At 54.7% G+C, this 16,331-nt stretch carries 15 protein-coding genes; 7 read left to right on the forward strand and 8 right to left on the reverse strand.

Going from position 1 to position 16,331, the window contains the following annotated elements:
* Positions 1-8: 8 nt before the first annotated feature.
* Entirely contained in the window at positions 9-617 is a 609-nt protein-coding gene (locus RSX24_RS13375; protein WP_343260905.1) for a hypothetical protein, read from the reverse strand.
* Between the two features lie 400 nt (positions 618-1,017).
* Between RSX24_RS13375 and RSX24_RS13380 the strand changes: the two genes are divergently transcribed.
* Both RSX24_RS13380 and RSX24_RS13385 read left to right on the forward strand, forming a co-directional pair.
* A complete protein-coding gene (locus tag RSX24_RS13380; RefSeq protein WP_343260906.1) occupies positions 1,018-2,007 on the forward strand; it encodes a multicopper oxidase domain-containing protein in 990 nt (329 codons plus the stop codon).
* Between the two features lie 95 nt (positions 2,008-2,102).
* A complete protein-coding gene (locus RSX24_RS13385; RefSeq protein ID WP_339273085.1) occupies positions 2,103-2,528 on the forward strand; it encodes a YlbF/YmcA family competence regulator in 426 nt (141 codons plus the stop codon).
* 175 nt (positions 2,529-2,703) lie between these two features.
* Here the strand turns inward: RSX24_RS13385 and RSX24_RS13390 are convergent, their stop codons facing one another.
* On the reverse strand, positions 2,704-3,417 hold the full coding sequence (locus RSX24_RS13390; RefSeq protein WP_343261061.1) for a YwiC-like family protein: 714 nt from the start codon (positions 3,415-3,417) through the stop codon (positions 2,704-2,706).
* 69 nt (positions 3,418-3,486) lie between these two features.
* Between RSX24_RS13390 and RSX24_RS13395 the strand changes: the two genes are divergently transcribed.
* Positions 3,487-4,191: a Crp/Fnr family transcriptional regulator gene (locus tag RSX24_RS13395; RefSeq protein ID WP_343260907.1), complete on the forward strand. Its 705-nt coding sequence runs from the start codon at positions 3,487-3,489 to the stop codon at positions 4,189-4,191.
* A gap of 162 nt (positions 4,192-4,353) precedes the next feature.
* Here RSX24_RS13395 and RSX24_RS13400 read toward each other — a convergent pair whose 3' ends face one another.
* The 6 genes from RSX24_RS13400 to moaA are packed head-to-tail and all read right to left on the reverse strand — an operon-like array spanning position 4,354 to position 13,482.
* On the reverse strand, positions 4,354-5,865 hold the full coding sequence (locus RSX24_RS13400) for a nitrate/nitrite transporter (protein ID WP_339273089.1): 1,512 nt from the start codon (positions 5,863-5,865) through the stop codon (positions 4,354-4,356).
* The gene (gene narI, locus RSX24_RS13405) at positions 5,866-6,591 is read right to left on the reverse strand and encodes a respiratory nitrate reductase subunit gamma (RefSeq protein WP_343260908.1); all 726 of its coding nucleotides are present in this window, start codon (positions 6,589-6,591) and stop codon (positions 5,866-5,868) included.
* Positions 6,588-7,223 carry a nitrate reductase molybdenum cofactor assembly chaperone gene (narJ, locus tag RSX24_RS13410; protein ID WP_343260909.1) on the reverse strand — a complete coding sequence of 212 codons (636 nt, stop codon included), beginning with the start codon at positions 7,221-7,223 and terminating at the stop codon, positions 6,588-6,590. The genes narI and narJ overlap by 4 nt, the downstream gene beginning before the upstream one ends.
* 20 nt (positions 7,224-7,243) lie before the next feature.
* On the reverse strand, positions 7,244-8,713 hold the full coding sequence (gene narH, locus RSX24_RS13415; RefSeq protein ID WP_236411960.1) for a nitrate reductase subunit beta: 1,470 nt from the start codon (positions 8,711-8,713) through the stop codon (positions 7,244-7,246).
* The gene (locus tag RSX24_RS13420; RefSeq protein ID WP_343260910.1) at positions 8,703-12,425 is read right to left on the reverse strand and encodes a nitrate reductase subunit alpha; all 3,723 of its coding nucleotides are present in this window, start codon (positions 12,423-12,425) and stop codon (positions 8,703-8,705) included. Before RSX24_RS13420 ends, narH begins: the two co-directional genes overlap by 11 nt.
* Positions 12,426-12,480: 55 nt before the next feature.
* Entirely contained in the window at positions 12,481-13,482 is a 1,002-nt protein-coding gene (gene moaA / locus RSX24_RS13425) for a GTP 3',8-cyclase MoaA (RefSeq protein ID WP_343261062.1), read from the reverse strand.
* A gap of 326 nt (positions 13,483-13,808) precedes the next feature.
* Here moaA and RSX24_RS13430 point away from each other — a divergent pair, with 326 nt between their 5' ends.
* The 4 genes from RSX24_RS13430 to RSX24_RS13445 are packed head-to-tail and all read left to right on the forward strand — an operon-like array spanning position 13,809 to position 16,311.
* Positions 13,809-14,042, forward strand: coding sequence for a DUF2249 domain-containing protein (locus RSX24_RS13430; RefSeq protein ID WP_343260911.1), 234 nt, complete (start codon positions 13,809-13,811; stop codon positions 14,040-14,042).
* Between the two features lie 17 nt (positions 14,043-14,059).
* On the forward strand, positions 14,060-14,434 hold the full coding sequence (locus RSX24_RS13435; RefSeq protein WP_339273100.1) for a hypothetical protein: 375 nt from the start codon (positions 14,060-14,062) through the stop codon (positions 14,432-14,434).
* A complete protein-coding gene (locus RSX24_RS13440) occupies positions 14,415-15,065 on the forward strand; it encodes a DUF2249 domain-containing protein (protein WP_343260912.1) in 651 nt (216 codons plus the stop codon). The genes RSX24_RS13435 and RSX24_RS13440 overlap by 20 nt, the downstream gene beginning before the upstream one ends.
* A 13-nt stretch (positions 15,066-15,078) precedes the next feature.
* Positions 15,079-16,311 (forward strand): hypothetical protein, encoded by a 1,233-nt coding sequence (locus RSX24_RS13445; protein ID WP_343260913.1) that lies wholly within the window; start codon positions 15,079-15,081, stop codon positions 16,309-16,311.
* The last annotated feature ends 20 nt before the right edge of the window (positions 16,312-16,331 follow it).

Consider the following 16,331-nt stretch of genomic DNA (forward strand, 5'->3'; position numbering starts at 1 on the left):
TGGCCCTCTTATCCTGTCTTGTATTGGAGTCTGGTCAATGTGCGAACGACGGCTGAACGGTTTTTGGCCTGTTTCATGTACGCCGGAATGGTATGCGATGCCGTCTTGAGCGGAACGTTTGCCCGTCTCACACGGAGATCGGCGGAGATATACGAAATCAAATAATTCAGATGGGCACGGTTCAGAGCCCAGACCAGCTTGCCCCTGACGTTATCCAGAAAATAAAGTTCCATGCCGAACACCGGATCTCGTCCGTCCCGGGTATCCGGGTAATAACTTCTGCATGCCGGTTTGCGCTGCAGCTCGCATTGGTTGGTCGCCCCGCAATGCGGGCAATCAATGTGAGCGGATTTGTGACGAGTGCGTTTCTCATCCGTTAACTGCACATTAAACCATCGTTCGCACTGTACGCAGTTGCCCTTGGCGCGATATTCGTGCAGCGGCTTTTCATTTGCGCCTGCGTAACATTGGTTGCATCTCCATACGAATTGTCCGTTCTTCTCCACGATTTGAGCATGGCCCCTGCACATTGGGCATCTAACGTCAACCGGCTCCCCTCGGCGAAGAACGGAATAGAAGCTGTATTTGTAGGCTCCTTCATCCTCGAAACGTTTCATGTCGGACTCAGTCCCCCTTTCTATAGAAACCGCCTTAATCAATCACAATAAGCCACTCCAAGCGCAGTACCCTCTTACGATCGCTGTTATCCACCAATTTTTTCGAATCCCTTGTTCAAAGGGGAAAATACGGACCACCACTTCAAATTATAAGTAAGCCAATCATTCAGCACAAGAAACGAAGGTCTTTGTTTCCGATCCGCGACCAACGTCCTAGGTCCACAAAAGTTCTGCGCGATGGGGAAGTGTGTCTCACGTCACACCCGAATTTCTCATTGTATCGTATTTTATATAGAACAAAACATCTTTCATGTACGTTCAAAGAAGCCAGACTATACTTGATGCAGCCTTTTCGCTGCTTGATTTGTGAAAACGATCACTTAAATAAGGTTGTGTTCCTATGCTCACTTGGTTGAATTGGTTCAAGCTTTCCTTGATCTTTACCGTGTTTACAGCTGCCCTCTCCCATTGCAGTTCCGCCGAAACTGTCGATGTGGAGCCTAAGAACGATTCGGCTTACGTATCCATCAGCCAGCCGCCGGTAGACCCAGTCATCCGCAGGGACGGCAATAACGTATATATCGAAATGACCGCCCAAGTTACCGACCTCGAAATTTCCGAAGGCACGATTTACAATGCATGGACGTTTAACGGAACCGCTCCCGGGCCCGTTCTTCGCGTAACGGAAGGCGATACCCTTATTTTCACGCTGAAGAACCTGGATGAAAGTATGCCGCACTCCATGGATTTCCATGCCGTGCATGCTTCGCCCAGCAGCAAATTTATCGATGTTATGCCCGGTGAGCAAGGTACGTTTACATATCCAACGTCTTCCCCTGGCGTGTTCATGTACCATTGCGGCACCAAACCTGTGCTGGCCCACATCGCCAACGGCATGTACGGCATGATTATCGTTGAACCCAAGAACGGTTATCCTTCCGAGAACTTGATCGATCGTGAATTTACACTCGTTCAGAGCGAATGGTACAAGGAACACGATTATGAATCGTTCCTGAACGACCAACCGGATTACGTCGTATTTAATGGCAATCATTACGGTTTGACCAATTCGCCACTTCTCGCCAAGGTAGGGGACAACGTTCGCATTTACATTAGCAATGCCGGCCCCAATGAAGTATCCTCATTTCATATCGTGGGCACGATCATGGATCGGGTCTACATCGACGGCAATCCAAAAAATATCCAGTACGGCATGCAGACCGTCATGCTTCCTGCGAGCGGCGGCGCCGTAGTGGAGTTTACCGTCACGGAAGAAGGCGATTATCCGATCGTTACGCATCAGTTCAACCATGCTTCCAAAGGAGCCTCCGCCGTGCTTCGCGTGACCAAGGATGGCCTCGATCATGGCGGTCCGCCCATGAAACATTAGGAGACACGTAAAATTAACATTTCGTGTGAGTATCGTCACAGTAGCCCTTCCTTTTACACTATACAGTTAAGACAAGAAGGTTAGGAGGTCATATCATGAATGCGATTGTTAAACTGAATAAGGAACCCCTGATGAGCAAAATGCAGGAATTGTGCACTATACTGCTTCAGGATGAAGGATATCGGGAAATGCGTGCCATGATCGACGAATTCGCCGCGGATGAACAAGCGACAGACCAGTACGAACGGTTTATGGAGATGCATCAGGCCATGGAACAAAAAGAAAGCCTGGACATCGAGCTGCAGGAATCCGAAATCCAGCATTATGAGCAAGCCGAACGCGCGTTGTACGATCATCCGTTAATCCGCCGTTTCCTGTATGCCCAGCGCGAGTTCAGCCAGCTGCATCAAGAAATCAGCCACTATTTCACCAAATCGGTGGAATTGAACCGCCTGCCGGAGAAGAAAGACCTGCCTAAACAAACATGTGGTTGCGGCGGCAGCTGTTCCGGTGGTCACTAATTGATCCGTCCATAATCCAAGAGAGTATCCGCCAGATTCCGATCTGAGCAGATACTCTCTTTTCATTGGCTTGACTATGGAAGCAGTCAACATGGTGAGAGTCTCAAGCCGAGGTCAGTTGTGATTAAAATCACCCGGTCTGTCAAACGGACGCGTTATGATAAAATGATGGGCATCACAACAGAAGCGCACATGCCACGAACAGGACAGAACCAATGATTTCAATGATGCCGGTCTTCATCGGTCTAAGCGGCTTCCCTGCATACACAAAGGCCCGCACAGCCGGAAAAACATAGGCCAAGGCCATCCATGGATATCCGATCGCCACCGGGATGAGCAGCAGCACGACGTGCAGGAATAGGGTTAGCCTGGTCCACCGCCGATTGGTTCTTTCCCGAAAGACCGATTTCACAAAAAACGTGCTTCCTGTAAAATAGAGAAAGCTGAACAGCATCACGATCGCCATACCGTAATCCCATCCACCTGAACCGATGAGATAGGCGGCAGCGCCGCCAAGCGAAAATACGATCATCGCACAAAGGTCGTTGACCAGGGAACGCTCCCTTTTTTGTCGCACATGCCAGATGTTTACGACCAGCAATCCACATAATACAGGGGCAAACCAAACCAGCTGCGGCTGCCCGATCAGCGGCGGAATCAGGCAGATCAACGCAGCCGTGCCGTAGATGGCAGCCCATTTGTACAACCTGTCCCGGCCTGCTTTGCGCTTCAGCGATTGAAGCAGCGGATATGCCGTCAAATAAAAGCCGAGCCAGGCCAAAAATAGCGGAATATGCAGCCATCGCGGGCTGCTGGCAATGACGCCTACCAGAAAGGGCACACTGACCATGGCCCAGCCGCCATGCTCATGCGGAATAACCATTTTCATGTTCGTCACGAAGCAACCAGCCTCCTATTCATTCCATAATATCATCTTACAGAGAGGAAGATTTCGAATATGCGCAGGGAAAACAAAGATACGGCTGCGGAGTTTCTGCAGCAATTCCCCATTTTTCAGGATCTGACTCCCGAAGAATTGAAACAGGTGGAGGACATCGCCATCTCCAGGAAAATGGTCAAAAAAACGGTCATTTTTACCGAAGGCAGCGAAAAGGAAGCCGTGTTTTTCATTCGCACCGGGATCGTCAAAGCCTATAAAACGGACGAAAACGGACACGAGCAGATCGTTTCCTTCCTCAAAACGGGCGACATGTTTCCGCATACCGGCTTCTTCAATGCCCATCCATACCCGGCTACGGCCGAAGCCATTACGCCATCCGAACTGCTCGCCATTCCGGTAAGGCATTTCGAACGCGTAATGTTGAATACGCCGGCCATCGCCATCAAAATCATGCGCGTGCTCGGAGACAAAATCCGCGAGCTTCAGGACAAGCTGCAGGTCATGTCCGGACAAGACGTGCGCAATCGCGTGCTCTCTTTCCTGCTCATGCTGGCCGAACAGCATGGACAGGCCGACGGCAGCAAGATCGTCATCAACCTGCCGATGACCCACCAGGAATTCGCCAATTCAATCGGAACGACGCGCGAAACGGCCAATCGGCTGTTGAACCAATTGTCCAAGGAACAGCTGCTCGAAGTGGATCGAAGCCGGATCGTCATTTACGATTTGCCTGCGCTGAAACAGCAGAGGGACACCGTCTGAAGCCTCCGCCGCTTTACGCCACCCACGTTTGCCCTTCCGAAAACGAAGTTATTTCTGTTCCCGGATCGAAGCCCTACGTTTCGATCGTATGAAAAAGACCTTAACATCAGTCGTGGCGTTAAGGTCTTTTGTGTGTCGATGAAGCAGAAGCATGCGATGAAACTACGTTGCCGGGATATCCCGTTTTCCCATGTCGCTGAACATGCCTGCGTAATATTTCACTTCGCCCGCTTCGTTGCGGATCGCGGTGATGCTAAGCCATTCCAGGTAGACCTCCCCGTTTTTCTTCCGGTTCCATATCTCCCCTTGCCAGTACCCTTTCTGCTTCAGCTCCGACCATAATTTTTCGTAAAACTGCCGATCCTGCTTGCCTGATTTCAGCAGGCTCGGCTTCTGCCCGACGGCTTCTTCCGCACTGTAACCCGTCACGGCGGTGAATGCTGGATTCACGGAACGAATGACGCTATGGGTGTCCGTGATCAGAATCGCCTCCACCGTGTTTTCCAGAATGCTGGCCGACAGCTGCAGCTTCTCCTGGTAGAACATCCAGATTACGAGCACCAGGCTCACCAGCGCGATTTGGGACAACGCCATGAAGCCGATGGCATAATGTCCGGTCATGCCGTAAAGCATCGTAAGCATCAGCGGCGGGAAGAAGCCGCCCAGACCACCCATCGCGGAGATGATACCATTGGCCACGCCCGGCTGCTTGACGAAGTAGAGCGGCACCAATTTGAATATCGTGCCGTTGCCCGTCCCGGCGCACAGCGCAACCGTCAGGCAGCCTACGGTGTACATCATGATGGACGGCGCGAAAGACAGCACGATGGCTGCAATCGTTAATCCGCCGAACACAAACATCAGAATTTTAAACGGATTGAACCGGTCTCCCAGCCAGCCGCCGACAGGGCGCATGATGGTGGCAAGCAGGATGAATCCCGCGGTCCGAACGCCTGCGTCCACTTTGTCCATTTGGAAATGGCTGACGAGGAAGTTCGGCAGATACACCGTAAACGCCACAAACGAACCAAATGTCAAGAAATAGAACAGGCACAGCAGCCACAGCTTGTTGTTACGCGATACTGCCTTGAGCTGCTGCATGAGCGGCACATTGACACGCGTTTCCTTTTTGTCGCCGAGCGCAAAGTTGAGGGCGGCCATGACGACCAGCAAAATGCTGTACAGCAGCACCGTTGTCGACCAGCCGAACTTGTCGGCAACAAGCGGCGCACCGAATGCGGACAGAGCCGTTCCCAGGTTGCCGATGCCGTAAATGCCGTTCACGAAGCCGTGACGCTCTTTGGGGTAATATTTCGGGAGCGACGTTACGCCGACAGAGAATACCGCTCCGCCGATGCCGAGAAAAAATCCCCCAATGGCAAGATCCGCAAACGACGTTGCGCGGCTGACCCACCACACGGGAGCCAGCAGCAGAATGAAGCTGATCATGAAAATGTTGCGCGCACCGTACCGGTTCGTCCAATAGCCGATCGGAACCCGTGCGATCGAGCCGATCAAGACCGGAATGGCCGTGGACCATGCCAGCTGGGAAGAAGTCAGCGCAATGTCTTCTTTGATGAAAGGCATGAGGGACGACAGGATCACCCATACCATGAACCCTAGAATCAAACTGGCCGTTTGCAAGGGCAATTGCACCTTACCTTTGTTTTGCATTTACATCGCCCTTTCTTTTTTGTGTTCTTGATTCGGGTATACCGCCCCGTCCCGTCTGCGATATACGACGTAACTCCGTTTCAGGTAGCCCAAGGGCATGCTGAGCATGTGAACGAGACGGGTGAACGGAAACGCGCAGTACAATACAAACGTCAGCAAAATATGAATTTTAAAGTTCATCGGCACCGTCTGCATAAGCGTCGGGTCCGGTTGGAATATCATCAGGCCGCGCAGCCACGGGTTAATCGTGGTCCGGTAATCAAACCCCGTGTGGTTCACCGCATTGGCCGAAGTAGCCAATAGGCCGGAGACGATAACGACGATCAGCGCGATCAACGCAATCCAGTCGCCGGCGCTGCTCGTTGCGCGAACCCTGGGCGACGCATAGCGTCGGATCAGCAGCAGAACCACCCCGGCAAAAGCAATGATTCCGGCAGGCATGCCGCCTGCAATCGCAACGAGGTGGTAGCCCTCGTCACTTAACCCCATCCAGTGGTAAAACTCTACCGGCACCAGCAAACCCGCAATATGACCGCATATAACGGCAAAAATTCCGATATGGAAGAGCAGGCTCCCCCAGCGAAGCATGCGTTTCTCCAGCATTTCGCTCGATTTGGACGTCCAGCCGAATGGATTAGTGACATATCTCCAGATCGTGGCCGTAATGCAGAAAATGACCACCATGTAAGGCAGAGCCCCCCATAAAAACAGCTCCAATGTACTCACCGTTTCACCCCACCTGTCCATAATCCGTTCTGCGAGCCGACGTCGGCGCTTGCCTCCACGGCTGCATCGTTATCCGCCTCGGGAAGCACCCGAAGCAGCAATTCAAGCAGCGGCGCGTATGGCGTCGTTAGCCTGGACAGGCTTTCCGCCATTGCCGTCAGCGCTTTGCGGTACACGGAGATTACGCCAAGCGCCTCTTCCTCGGAAGCTTCAGCCGCAAATTCAAGCACCATCGGCAAATAATCCGGCAATTCGCTGCCTTCCATATAGAAACCTGCAGCCTCGTATTTGCGCTTGAGTTCGATCAACGCAGGCCCACGGTCGCGTTCATCCCCGTACACGGCATAGGTCAAGTACAAGTTCGACTTTTTGTCAAAATCGAATGTGCGCACGTATTCGTCCTGCCAGCGGATTGGATCCGCCTCTTCCGCTCGTCTGGAGAACGCGGTCAACACCTTCTGGGCCTCGCCATCTGTAAGGGAGCCTGCAGCTTCGCGGAAGCCCTGCAATCCTGCACGCCATTCGGCATCCGGATACTGGAGCAAATACGAGAGGAGCTTACACACCATTCTCGCTGCATCCCAATCATGAACAAGGGTCGTGCCAGCTCCCTCATTGACATCGGTTGTCATCGTTGCTGCCTCCTTTCACATCAAAATACGCCGCAGGAACCCGGACCGCCGGCAAAGCTCAATCCGCAGCTGCCCTGCTCGCTGAACAAATCCTCCACTTCCTCACGGTGGGCCGGCGGGATGACGAAGCGGTCGTTGTACTTCGCAATCGCGAGCAGCCGGTACATGTCTTCAACCTCCTGCGCATCCATACCCACGCTGTTCAGCAGGGACGGCTCGCTTGGTTTTCCGGTCTGCTGGTTGCGCATGTGAATGCGCATGACGGCCATTTTGCGCAATACGGCGCGGATGCGGGTCGTATCTCCGGCGGTCAGCAGGTTGGCCAGGTATTCGACCGGAATGCGCATATTGTCGATCGCCGGGAAAATGTCGTTCGCCTCCAGCGAACTGCCCTGGCCTTCGATCCGGTTCGTGATCGGGCTAAGCGGCGGAATGTACCATACCATCGGCAGTGTCCGGTATTCCGGGTGAAGCGGGAGCGCAATGCCCCAATCGACGACCATTTTATAGATCGGCGACTGCTGGGCTGCAGTGATCCAATCCTCCGGAATGCCGGAATTACGTGCTTCCCGAATGACTTCCGGATCGTTCGGATCGAGGAAAATGCCCATCTGCGATTCGTACAGATCCTGTTCGTTATCGGCTGAAGCCGCCGCTTCCACACGATCCGCATCGTACAGCATCAGGCCGATATAACGGATGCGGCCGACGCATGTTTCCGAACAGATCGTCGGCAATCCGGCTTCGATCCGCGGGAAACAGAGCGTGCATTTCTCGGCTTTGTTCGTTTGCCAGTTGAAGTACACCTTTTTGTACGGACAGCTGGAGACGCAGAAACGCCATGCCCGGCAGGCATTCTGATCCACGAGCACGATGCCGTCTTCCTCCCGTTTGTACATCGCGCCCGATGGGCAGGAAGAGACACAGGCCGGGTTCAGGCAGTGCTCGCAGATGCGGGGCAGGTACATCATGAATACCTGCTCGAAGTCCATTTTGATCGAATCTTCAATGCCTTTCATATTCGGATCTTCCAGCCCGGTAACGTGGGCGCCCGCCAGGTCGTCTTCCCAGTTGGGACCCCATTCGAGCTCCATGTATTTGCCCGTAATCTGGGATTTCGGTCTCGCGACGGGCTGGTGTTTTTTCTCCGGACTGTTCGTCAACTTCTCGTATTCGTAGTTCCACGGCTCGTAATAATCGTCGATGGTCGGCTGGTCGGGATTGTGGAAAATGTTGAGCAGCCGTTTGGCGCGAGCGCCGGACTTCAGCTCCAGCTTGCCGTTTTTCATTTCCCAACCGCCGTTGTAACGTTCCTGATCCTCCCATTGCTTCGGATAACCGATGCCCGGTTTCGTTTCGACGTTATTCCAGTACATATACTCGGCGCCCGGCCGGTTCGTCCACGTGTTTTTGCACGTTACGCTGCATGTGTGGCAACCGATGCATTTATCCAGGTTCATGACCATGCTGACTTGTGCTTTAATCTTCAAGCCAATCCACCTCCTGCAGTTTTCTGATGATGACGTTCAGGTCACGCTGATTGCCTGTCGGGCCGTAGTAGTTGAATCCATAGCTCAACTGGGCATAACCGCCGATCATGTGCGTCGGTTTCACGTGAATGCGGGTCGGACTGTTGTGCGTGCCTCCGCGCGTTTGCGATATTTTGGTGCCCGGCACGTTGATGTGGCGGTCCTGGGCATGGTACATGAAGGCTACCCCGCGCGGGATGCGGTGCGTGACGACGGCACGCGCCACAACGACCCCGTTGCGGTTGAAGCATTCGATCCAGTCATTATCGGCGAGGCCGGCTTCTGCAGCATCCTCATGGTTCATCCAGATCGTGGGCCCGCCCCGGAACAACGTCAACATCGGTTGGGCATCGTAGTACATGCTGTGGATCGACCACTTGTTATGCGGCGTCATATAGTTGAGCACGATTTCTTTGCCGCCTTCGACCGGACGTTTGCTGTTCGGATGAAACGGCGTATGTTTCAGGATCGGCTTAAACGTGGCCAGCGTCTCCCCGAACTCGCGCAGCATCGCATGATCGATGTAAAATTGCTGTCTGCCCGTGAGCGTCCGCCATGGAATGAGTCTTTCCACGTTCGTCGTGAACGGAGAGTAACGGCGACCGCCTTTTTCCGAACCGCTGAAGGCCGGCGACGTAATGACCGTCTTCGGTTTCGACGTGATTTCGTCGAACGTGAAGCATTCCTCGGAGCGTTCTTCCGCCAAATCCTTCAGGTGCAGCGCCGTTTTCTTCTCCAGCGACTCCCAGGCGCGCACGGCCATTTTGCCGTTCGTGGTGGTAGAGAGCGTTAGAATGGCTTCGGCTACGTTCCGGTCCGTGCTGAGGTCCGGACAGCCTTTGCCGATGCCGTCTTTGCGCTGTTTGCCCAATACGCTCTTGAGTTTCTCGTACTCCTCGGCTGCCGTCCAAGAGATTCCCTTCGTGCCGATCGGTTTGTCTTTTACGTTTGGCCCCAGGCTGATCATTTTGTCGTAGACGGCGGCGTAGTCCCGCTCCACCACATGGATGTGCGGCATCGTACGTCCGGGAATCGCCTCGCATTCGCCGGCGCTCCAGTCGCGAATCTGCCCGTAAGGCTGGGCCAATTCATCCGGGGAATCGTGCAGGAGCGGCGTCGCTACGATCTCCTGCTGAGGTCCGTCGAACTGCTGTTCCGCCATGCCGGAAAAGACGCGCGCGATTTCCTTGAACGTGTCCCAGTCCGAACGGGATTCCCACTGCGTGGCGACCGCCGGATTGAACGGATGCACGAACGGGTGCATGTCGGTGCTGCTGAGATCGCTTTTTTCGTACCAGGTCGCGGCAGGCAGCACGATATCGGAATACATTGCTGTACCTGCCATGCGGAAGTCCATGTTAACCATCAGATCCAGCTTGCCTTCGGCCGCTTCATCAGCCCACTCGACATGTTCGGGACGCAAACCGTGATCGTCATCGTTAAGCAGGCCGTTCGTTGCGCCGAGCAAATGCTTGAGGAAATATTCATGCCCTTTGCCCGAGCTGGAGATCAGATTGGCCCGCCATACAAACAAAACGCGCGGGAAGTTTGCCGGATCGTCCGGCGCCTCGATGGAAAACTTCAGGTTTTTGTTCTGCAGCTCGGACGCCACATATTTGCCGATCTCTTCCTTCGTCGATGCCCCTGCTTTCAGCGCATCTTGATGCAGGTCGATCGAGTTGCGGTTGAATTGCGGATACGACGGCAACCATCCGAGCCGCGCGGCCATGACGTTGTAGTCCGCCACATGTTGGAATCTCGGATTGCCTTCCAGCGCAGATGTCAATTCGCCGACCGGGGTCTCTTCATAACGCCACTGGTCTGTCGCGAAGTAGAAGAACGACGTCCCGTTCTGCAAACGGGCAGGTCCCGTCCAGTCGCGGGCAAAAGCAATCGTCTGCCAGCCTTCGGCCGGACGCAGCTTCTCCTGTCCGACATAGTGCGCCCAGCCGCCGCCGTTTACGCCTTGGCAGCCCGTCATGAGCAATAAGTTGATGATGGCGCGGTAGATGACGTCCGAGTTGTACCAGTGATTGATGCCCGCGCCCATGATGATCATGGAGCGGCCTTTCGTGTCTACCGCATTCTGCGCAAATTCGCGGGCGATCTGCACAACCGTATCCCGGTCCACGCCCGTGATGCTCTCCTGCCATGCAGGGGTAAACGGTTGAGGTCCCTCGGCCTTATGAGCCGCTTTTCGTGCCGGCACCGCATCCGCCGAATCGGCGGAACGCGTCATTTCGCGCTCGACGCCGTACTTCGCCAACACGAGGTCGTACACCGACGTAACCATGATCCACCGGTCATCGACCCAGATCTGGCGTACGGGAACTTGCCGCTCCATGACATGTCTGCCCTGATCATCGAAGTATGGCAGCTGCAGCGTCATCACGTCGTGGTGAACGCCGAGCATCGACAGGCGCGGATCGATCGGTTCGCCGGTTTCCACCTGCTCCATCTGCAGGTTCCATGTGCCTTCTTCGCCCCAACGGAAGCCCAAGCTTCCTTTCGGAATGGCATATGTCCCGCTGTTCTCGTCATATACCAGCGTTTTCCACGCCATGTTGTTGCCTTCAATGCCCAAATCTTCGGCCAGCAGGAAGCGGCCCGGAACGAATGCGCCGTCTTTTTCCTCAATCATGAGCAAATTCGGGAAATCCGTGTACTGCTTCGCATACTGCATGAAATAATCCGTCGGGCGATCGACGTAAAACTCCTTCAGGATGACATGCCCCATCGCCATCGCGAGCGCGCCGTCCGTGCCCTGTTTCACCGACATCCAGGTGTCCGCGAATTTCACGTATTCGGCATAATCGGGGCTGATCGATACCACTTTGGTCCCGCGATATCTGGCTTCGGCCAGGAAGTGGGCATCCGGCGTGCGCGTCATCGGCAGATTGGAGCCCCATACGAGAATGTATCCCGAGTTATACCAGTCGCTGCTCTCCGGCACGTCCGTCTGGTCTCCCCAGATTTGGGGCGAAGCCGGAGGCAGATCCGCATACCAATCGTAAAAGCTGAGCAGCGGCGAACCGATCAGGGACAGAAAACGCGAACCTGCGGCATAACTGACCATGGACATCGCCGGGATCGGCGAGAACCCGATAATCCGGTCAGGTCCGTACTGTTTGATCGTATGGATCATCGATGCCGCAATGATTTGCGTCGCTTCCTCCCAGGAAGCCCGCACCAGCCCGCCTTTTCCGCGAACCGCCTTGTAGGCTTTCACTTTGGCAGGATCATCCGCGATGCTGGACCATGCTTTGACCGGATCGCCATGCGCCTTGAGCGCTTCTCGCCACAGTTCCAGAAGTTTGCCGCGAACGTAAGGATATTTGACGCGTAATGGGCTGTACAAATACCAGGAAAAGCTTGCGCCCCGTGGACAGCCGCGCGGTTCGAATTCGGGCATATCCGGCCCTGTCGACGGATAGTCGGTCGCCTGCGTCTCCCAGGTCACGATGCCGTCCTTAACGTAAATCTGCCAGCTGCAGGAGCCCGTACAGTTGACTCCGTGCGTGGAACGAACCACCTTGTCGTGCTGCCAGCGCCGGCGGTATACGTCCTCCCAGTCCCGGCTGGCCGGGGACATCTCGCTCCAGCCTTCCTCGTTTTTTTCGCGTTTGACAAAATATTTGAGTTTGCCCATCCACGGCATCTTTTTGCTGCTCATCGTTGTCCTCCCACAAATGTGACATTTTGTTGCGAATAAGAAGCCTTGTTCATGTTCAACCTCCGATTTGAGACATGCGGCGATGCGTCGGAACCCCGCCGATGTCCTGGTCGTTCAATGCCTGCGCCATGGCATGCGTTTCGGGTTTGGAACCGAGCGCTTTGAAAAAGAGCTCTTGCACGGCTTTGTCGTCCCCCGCGAGCGGACGGACGTTGAATTCGTCCGACCAGTACAAGCACGGCTTGATGTTGCCGTCTGCCGTCAACCTGAGCCGATTGCAGCTGCCGCAGAAATGGCTGCTGACCGGATGGATCAGCCCAAAACTGCCCGCCGCCCCTTTGATGCGGTAGCTGTCGGCGGGCCCGCTCCCGTAAACTGCGGCATCCTGCTCATAACTCCATGACTGCCCGCAAGTTTCGAGCACCTTTTCGAGCGGCAAATAACCGGCTTTCCAGCCCGAAACGCTCCCGCCGATCGGCATGTACTCGATGAAACGCACCTGGATCGGCTGATCCAGCGTCATGCGCAGAAAGTCGCTGATTTCGTCATCATTGACACCCTTCATCAGCACCACATTGAGTTTGACGGGATGAAAACCCGCCGCCCGGCTTGCCTTGAGGCCGTCGAGAACGCGCTGCAGTTTGCCGCCCCGCGTAATCAGGGCAAAACGGTCGGGCTTGAGCGAATCCAGGCTGATATTGACGCGGGTTAATCCCGCGGCCCGCAAACGCTCCGCACAAGATGCCAGATACATGCCATTCGTCGTCAAGGAAATATCCTCTATTCCCGGTATGTTCGCTAACATCGAAATAAGCCGGTCCAAATGTTTCCGCACCAGCGGTTCCCCGCCCGTGAGCCGCAGCTTGCGAATCCCCAGAGGAGCGAGGGCCTTTACGACGGACGTGATCTCTTCATAAGTCATGATGCGTTCGCCGGGTTCGAACTGCATGCCTTCTTCAGGCATGCAGTACACGCACCTGAGGTTGCAGCGGTCCGTTACCGAAATCCGCAAATAGTCGTGCACTCGCCCGAACGGGTCCACCAGTCTGCTTTCCATGCGCATCGTCCCCCTTCTGGTCGGCATGTTCCGGCTTGTTCTCGGATCAAGGATCATGCGAATCCTCCCATCACCTGTCATCTAGACGCTAAATATAAGGATGGTTTGACATGCAAACTGTGAAAAAAGTCACCACTCCTGATAACTAGCGCACACGCCAACTGCCGTTTTTCCTTGGTCCATCCTGCTTAGACCCGATTTTTGCATAAATAAGGCAAGATTATGACAATGCCTCAGGTGTGAGCATGCTCACACAGACGCCTTTACGGCTTTTCTATAATGATCGTGCAGCACAAAAAAACGATATCCGCTTGGAGGAATGTTCCATGAAGCCATATGCAGCAACTGTTAACGCGACCGAGTATCCACCGCATCTGAAACATAAAGTCATCTTCGAAACGTTCGAAAACCTGCAGCCACAGGAAGCCATGCTGCTCATTAACGACCACGATCCGGTGCCGCTTCGCTTTCAGTTCCAATCCGTTCATCCGGACCAATTCGAGTGGGAGTACATTGAGCAAGGCCCTGCCACGTTCCAGGTCAAAATCAGCAAAATATAGATCGGAGCTGATCCGTCATGGCGCAAGTCGACATCATCGACGACCAAACGCTGCGCATCACCCTCGGCCTGGACGACGCCGTAACCATGGTGCAATTGGCCGGGCGCGAGCAAGCCAAATATGCAGAAGATATCATCACTATTTATGAAAAAATGCCTGGCTTCGCCTTCACCCATTTTTGCTTTTACGCATACGACAGCGCGTCGTTATTCGAACACATGCTCGGGATGGATCCCAAACAATATATGTCCTTCTCGCTGGATGCGCCGGACTCGTTCTTCCATGCGCTTTACGGCGGCATGGCCGCATTGTACGAATCGGCAAAAGAACTGGCTGGCCCGGAACCGGGCCGTGAAACAGGAGGGGATGTGAATGACCATGTCCCACGCTGAACATCCGATCGTGGAGCTGGACGTCCGGCCCCACCTTAGCAAGAAGCTGGAACCGTTCCAGTTAATTATGGATACCGTCAAAGGGCTGCATCCCCAAGATGTGTTCGTACTGCACGCGCCTTTCAAACCGACGCCGCTGCTCGGCATTCTCAAAATGAAGGGATACTCCAGCACGGCGGAGCGGATCAGCGCGGATCATTGGGTGACCACCTTTGTACACAAAAAAAACAAGACTTGGCCCAAAGGGCGGTCAGGCGTATCGGCGGTCGAGTCCCGCACCGAAGCCCACGACGAGCTTTCGGCTTGTGCCGGGAAACCGGATCTGCCGGATATGGCCGCGGACGCAGATGTCCACGCTTCCCCGGCTGCCGACCGGAATTCCGTTGATGAGCCGGTCGCTGCCCAGGCGGAAGCCAAGGCCATCACGCTCGATAACCGCGGGCTGGAGCCGCCGCAGCCGATGATGCGCACGCTTGCAGCGCTTGATCGCTGCCAGTCCGGGGAAGTTGTGCTGATCCACAACGACCGCGTTCCCGTTTTCCTGATCGAGGAATTGAACCGGCTCGGCTGCAGCTACACGGTGGAAGAACAGGAAGACGGCACAGCCAAAGTGAGCATCGTGAAAGGGTAAGGAGGGAGTCGCCATGTCCAGGCTGCCGTTTTTCTTTATCCTGACGGGCATCCTCGGTTTTTTCGCTTATCATTTGTTTTCCCTGCTATCGCTGACAGGCTGGCTTGGCGACGATCTAAGAGGTCCTGAAGGCTGGTTCCATGCCCACCTTTTCGTGCTTGGATGGGCATCCATGCTCGCTATGGGGGCGGTGTACCAGTTGATTCACGTCATTTTGCAATCTGACATCTATAGTCTGAAGCTGGGCTACGTCCACTACTTTACGTTTCTGATCGGGCTGGCCGGCATGCTGTACGGATTCATCCAGGGCGATGTACGTTGGATTGCCGGATCGGCAACGCTGGCTTTGATCGGCATACTGATATTCGCATGGAACATGGGCGTCACCCTGTTCAAAGCCTCCCGCTGGAATACGGTCACCGTCAGTGCCGCCTTGGCCTGCCTATATCTTGTCCTGACCGGCTTGTCGGGCATGCTCATGGGTTTGAACTTTGCCTTCGGCCAGTGGAACGGGCTGCATGAACGATTGTTTGGCGCACATATCTGGATGGGCACGCTCGGCTGGTTCGGCATGCTGATCACGGGATTCAGCTACAAAATGCTGCCGATGTTCTACCTGTCCCACCATTATCCGGCCCGATTGCAGCATGCCGTTCTCTATCTCTGGAACGCCGCTGTCATTCTGGGCGCGGCAGCATTTCTGACCGGCATCCAGGGCCTCATGCTCTGGTGTGCGCTCCTGCTGCTCGCGGCTGCGCTTGTCTGTTATGCCTATCATCTGGAACAAATCCAGGACAAGCGAAACAAGAACAATCCGGGGCCCGGTATTCGTTGGTCGGTATATGTCACCAGAGCTGCTGCCGCTTTTGCCCTGGCACTGCTCATATACGCTGCCCAAGATCCGGATCTATTGCTGGATTCCAGGGTTGTGCTGCTGGCAGGGTGGATATATCTCGGAGGCTGGGTATCGCTGACGATTCTCGGTTATGCCTCCAAAATCGTGCCTTTCCTTTGGTGGACACATAAATATGGCAAACAGGCAGGCCGTCCCGGCGTTCCGTTGATGGCTGGCATGCTGAGCGAGAACATGGCATGGCGAGGCATGATGGCAATGGCTGCTGCGAGCATGCTGCTCGTAAGCGGCATCCTGCTGGATTTGGCGGAGGTCATGATGGTTGGCGGCACCCTGCTGTCCCTCATTTCCATCGCGTACATGGTCAACATTGCGTTGGTTTTCAAACGATAGAACAATGGAGTGTGAGAGAG

This window comes from Paenibacillus hubeiensis (assembly GCF_032334105.1).
In the GTDB taxonomy this organism is placed as follows: domain Bacteria; phylum Bacillota; class Bacilli; order Paenibacillales; family Paenibacillaceae; genus Paenibacillus; species Paenibacillus hubeiensis.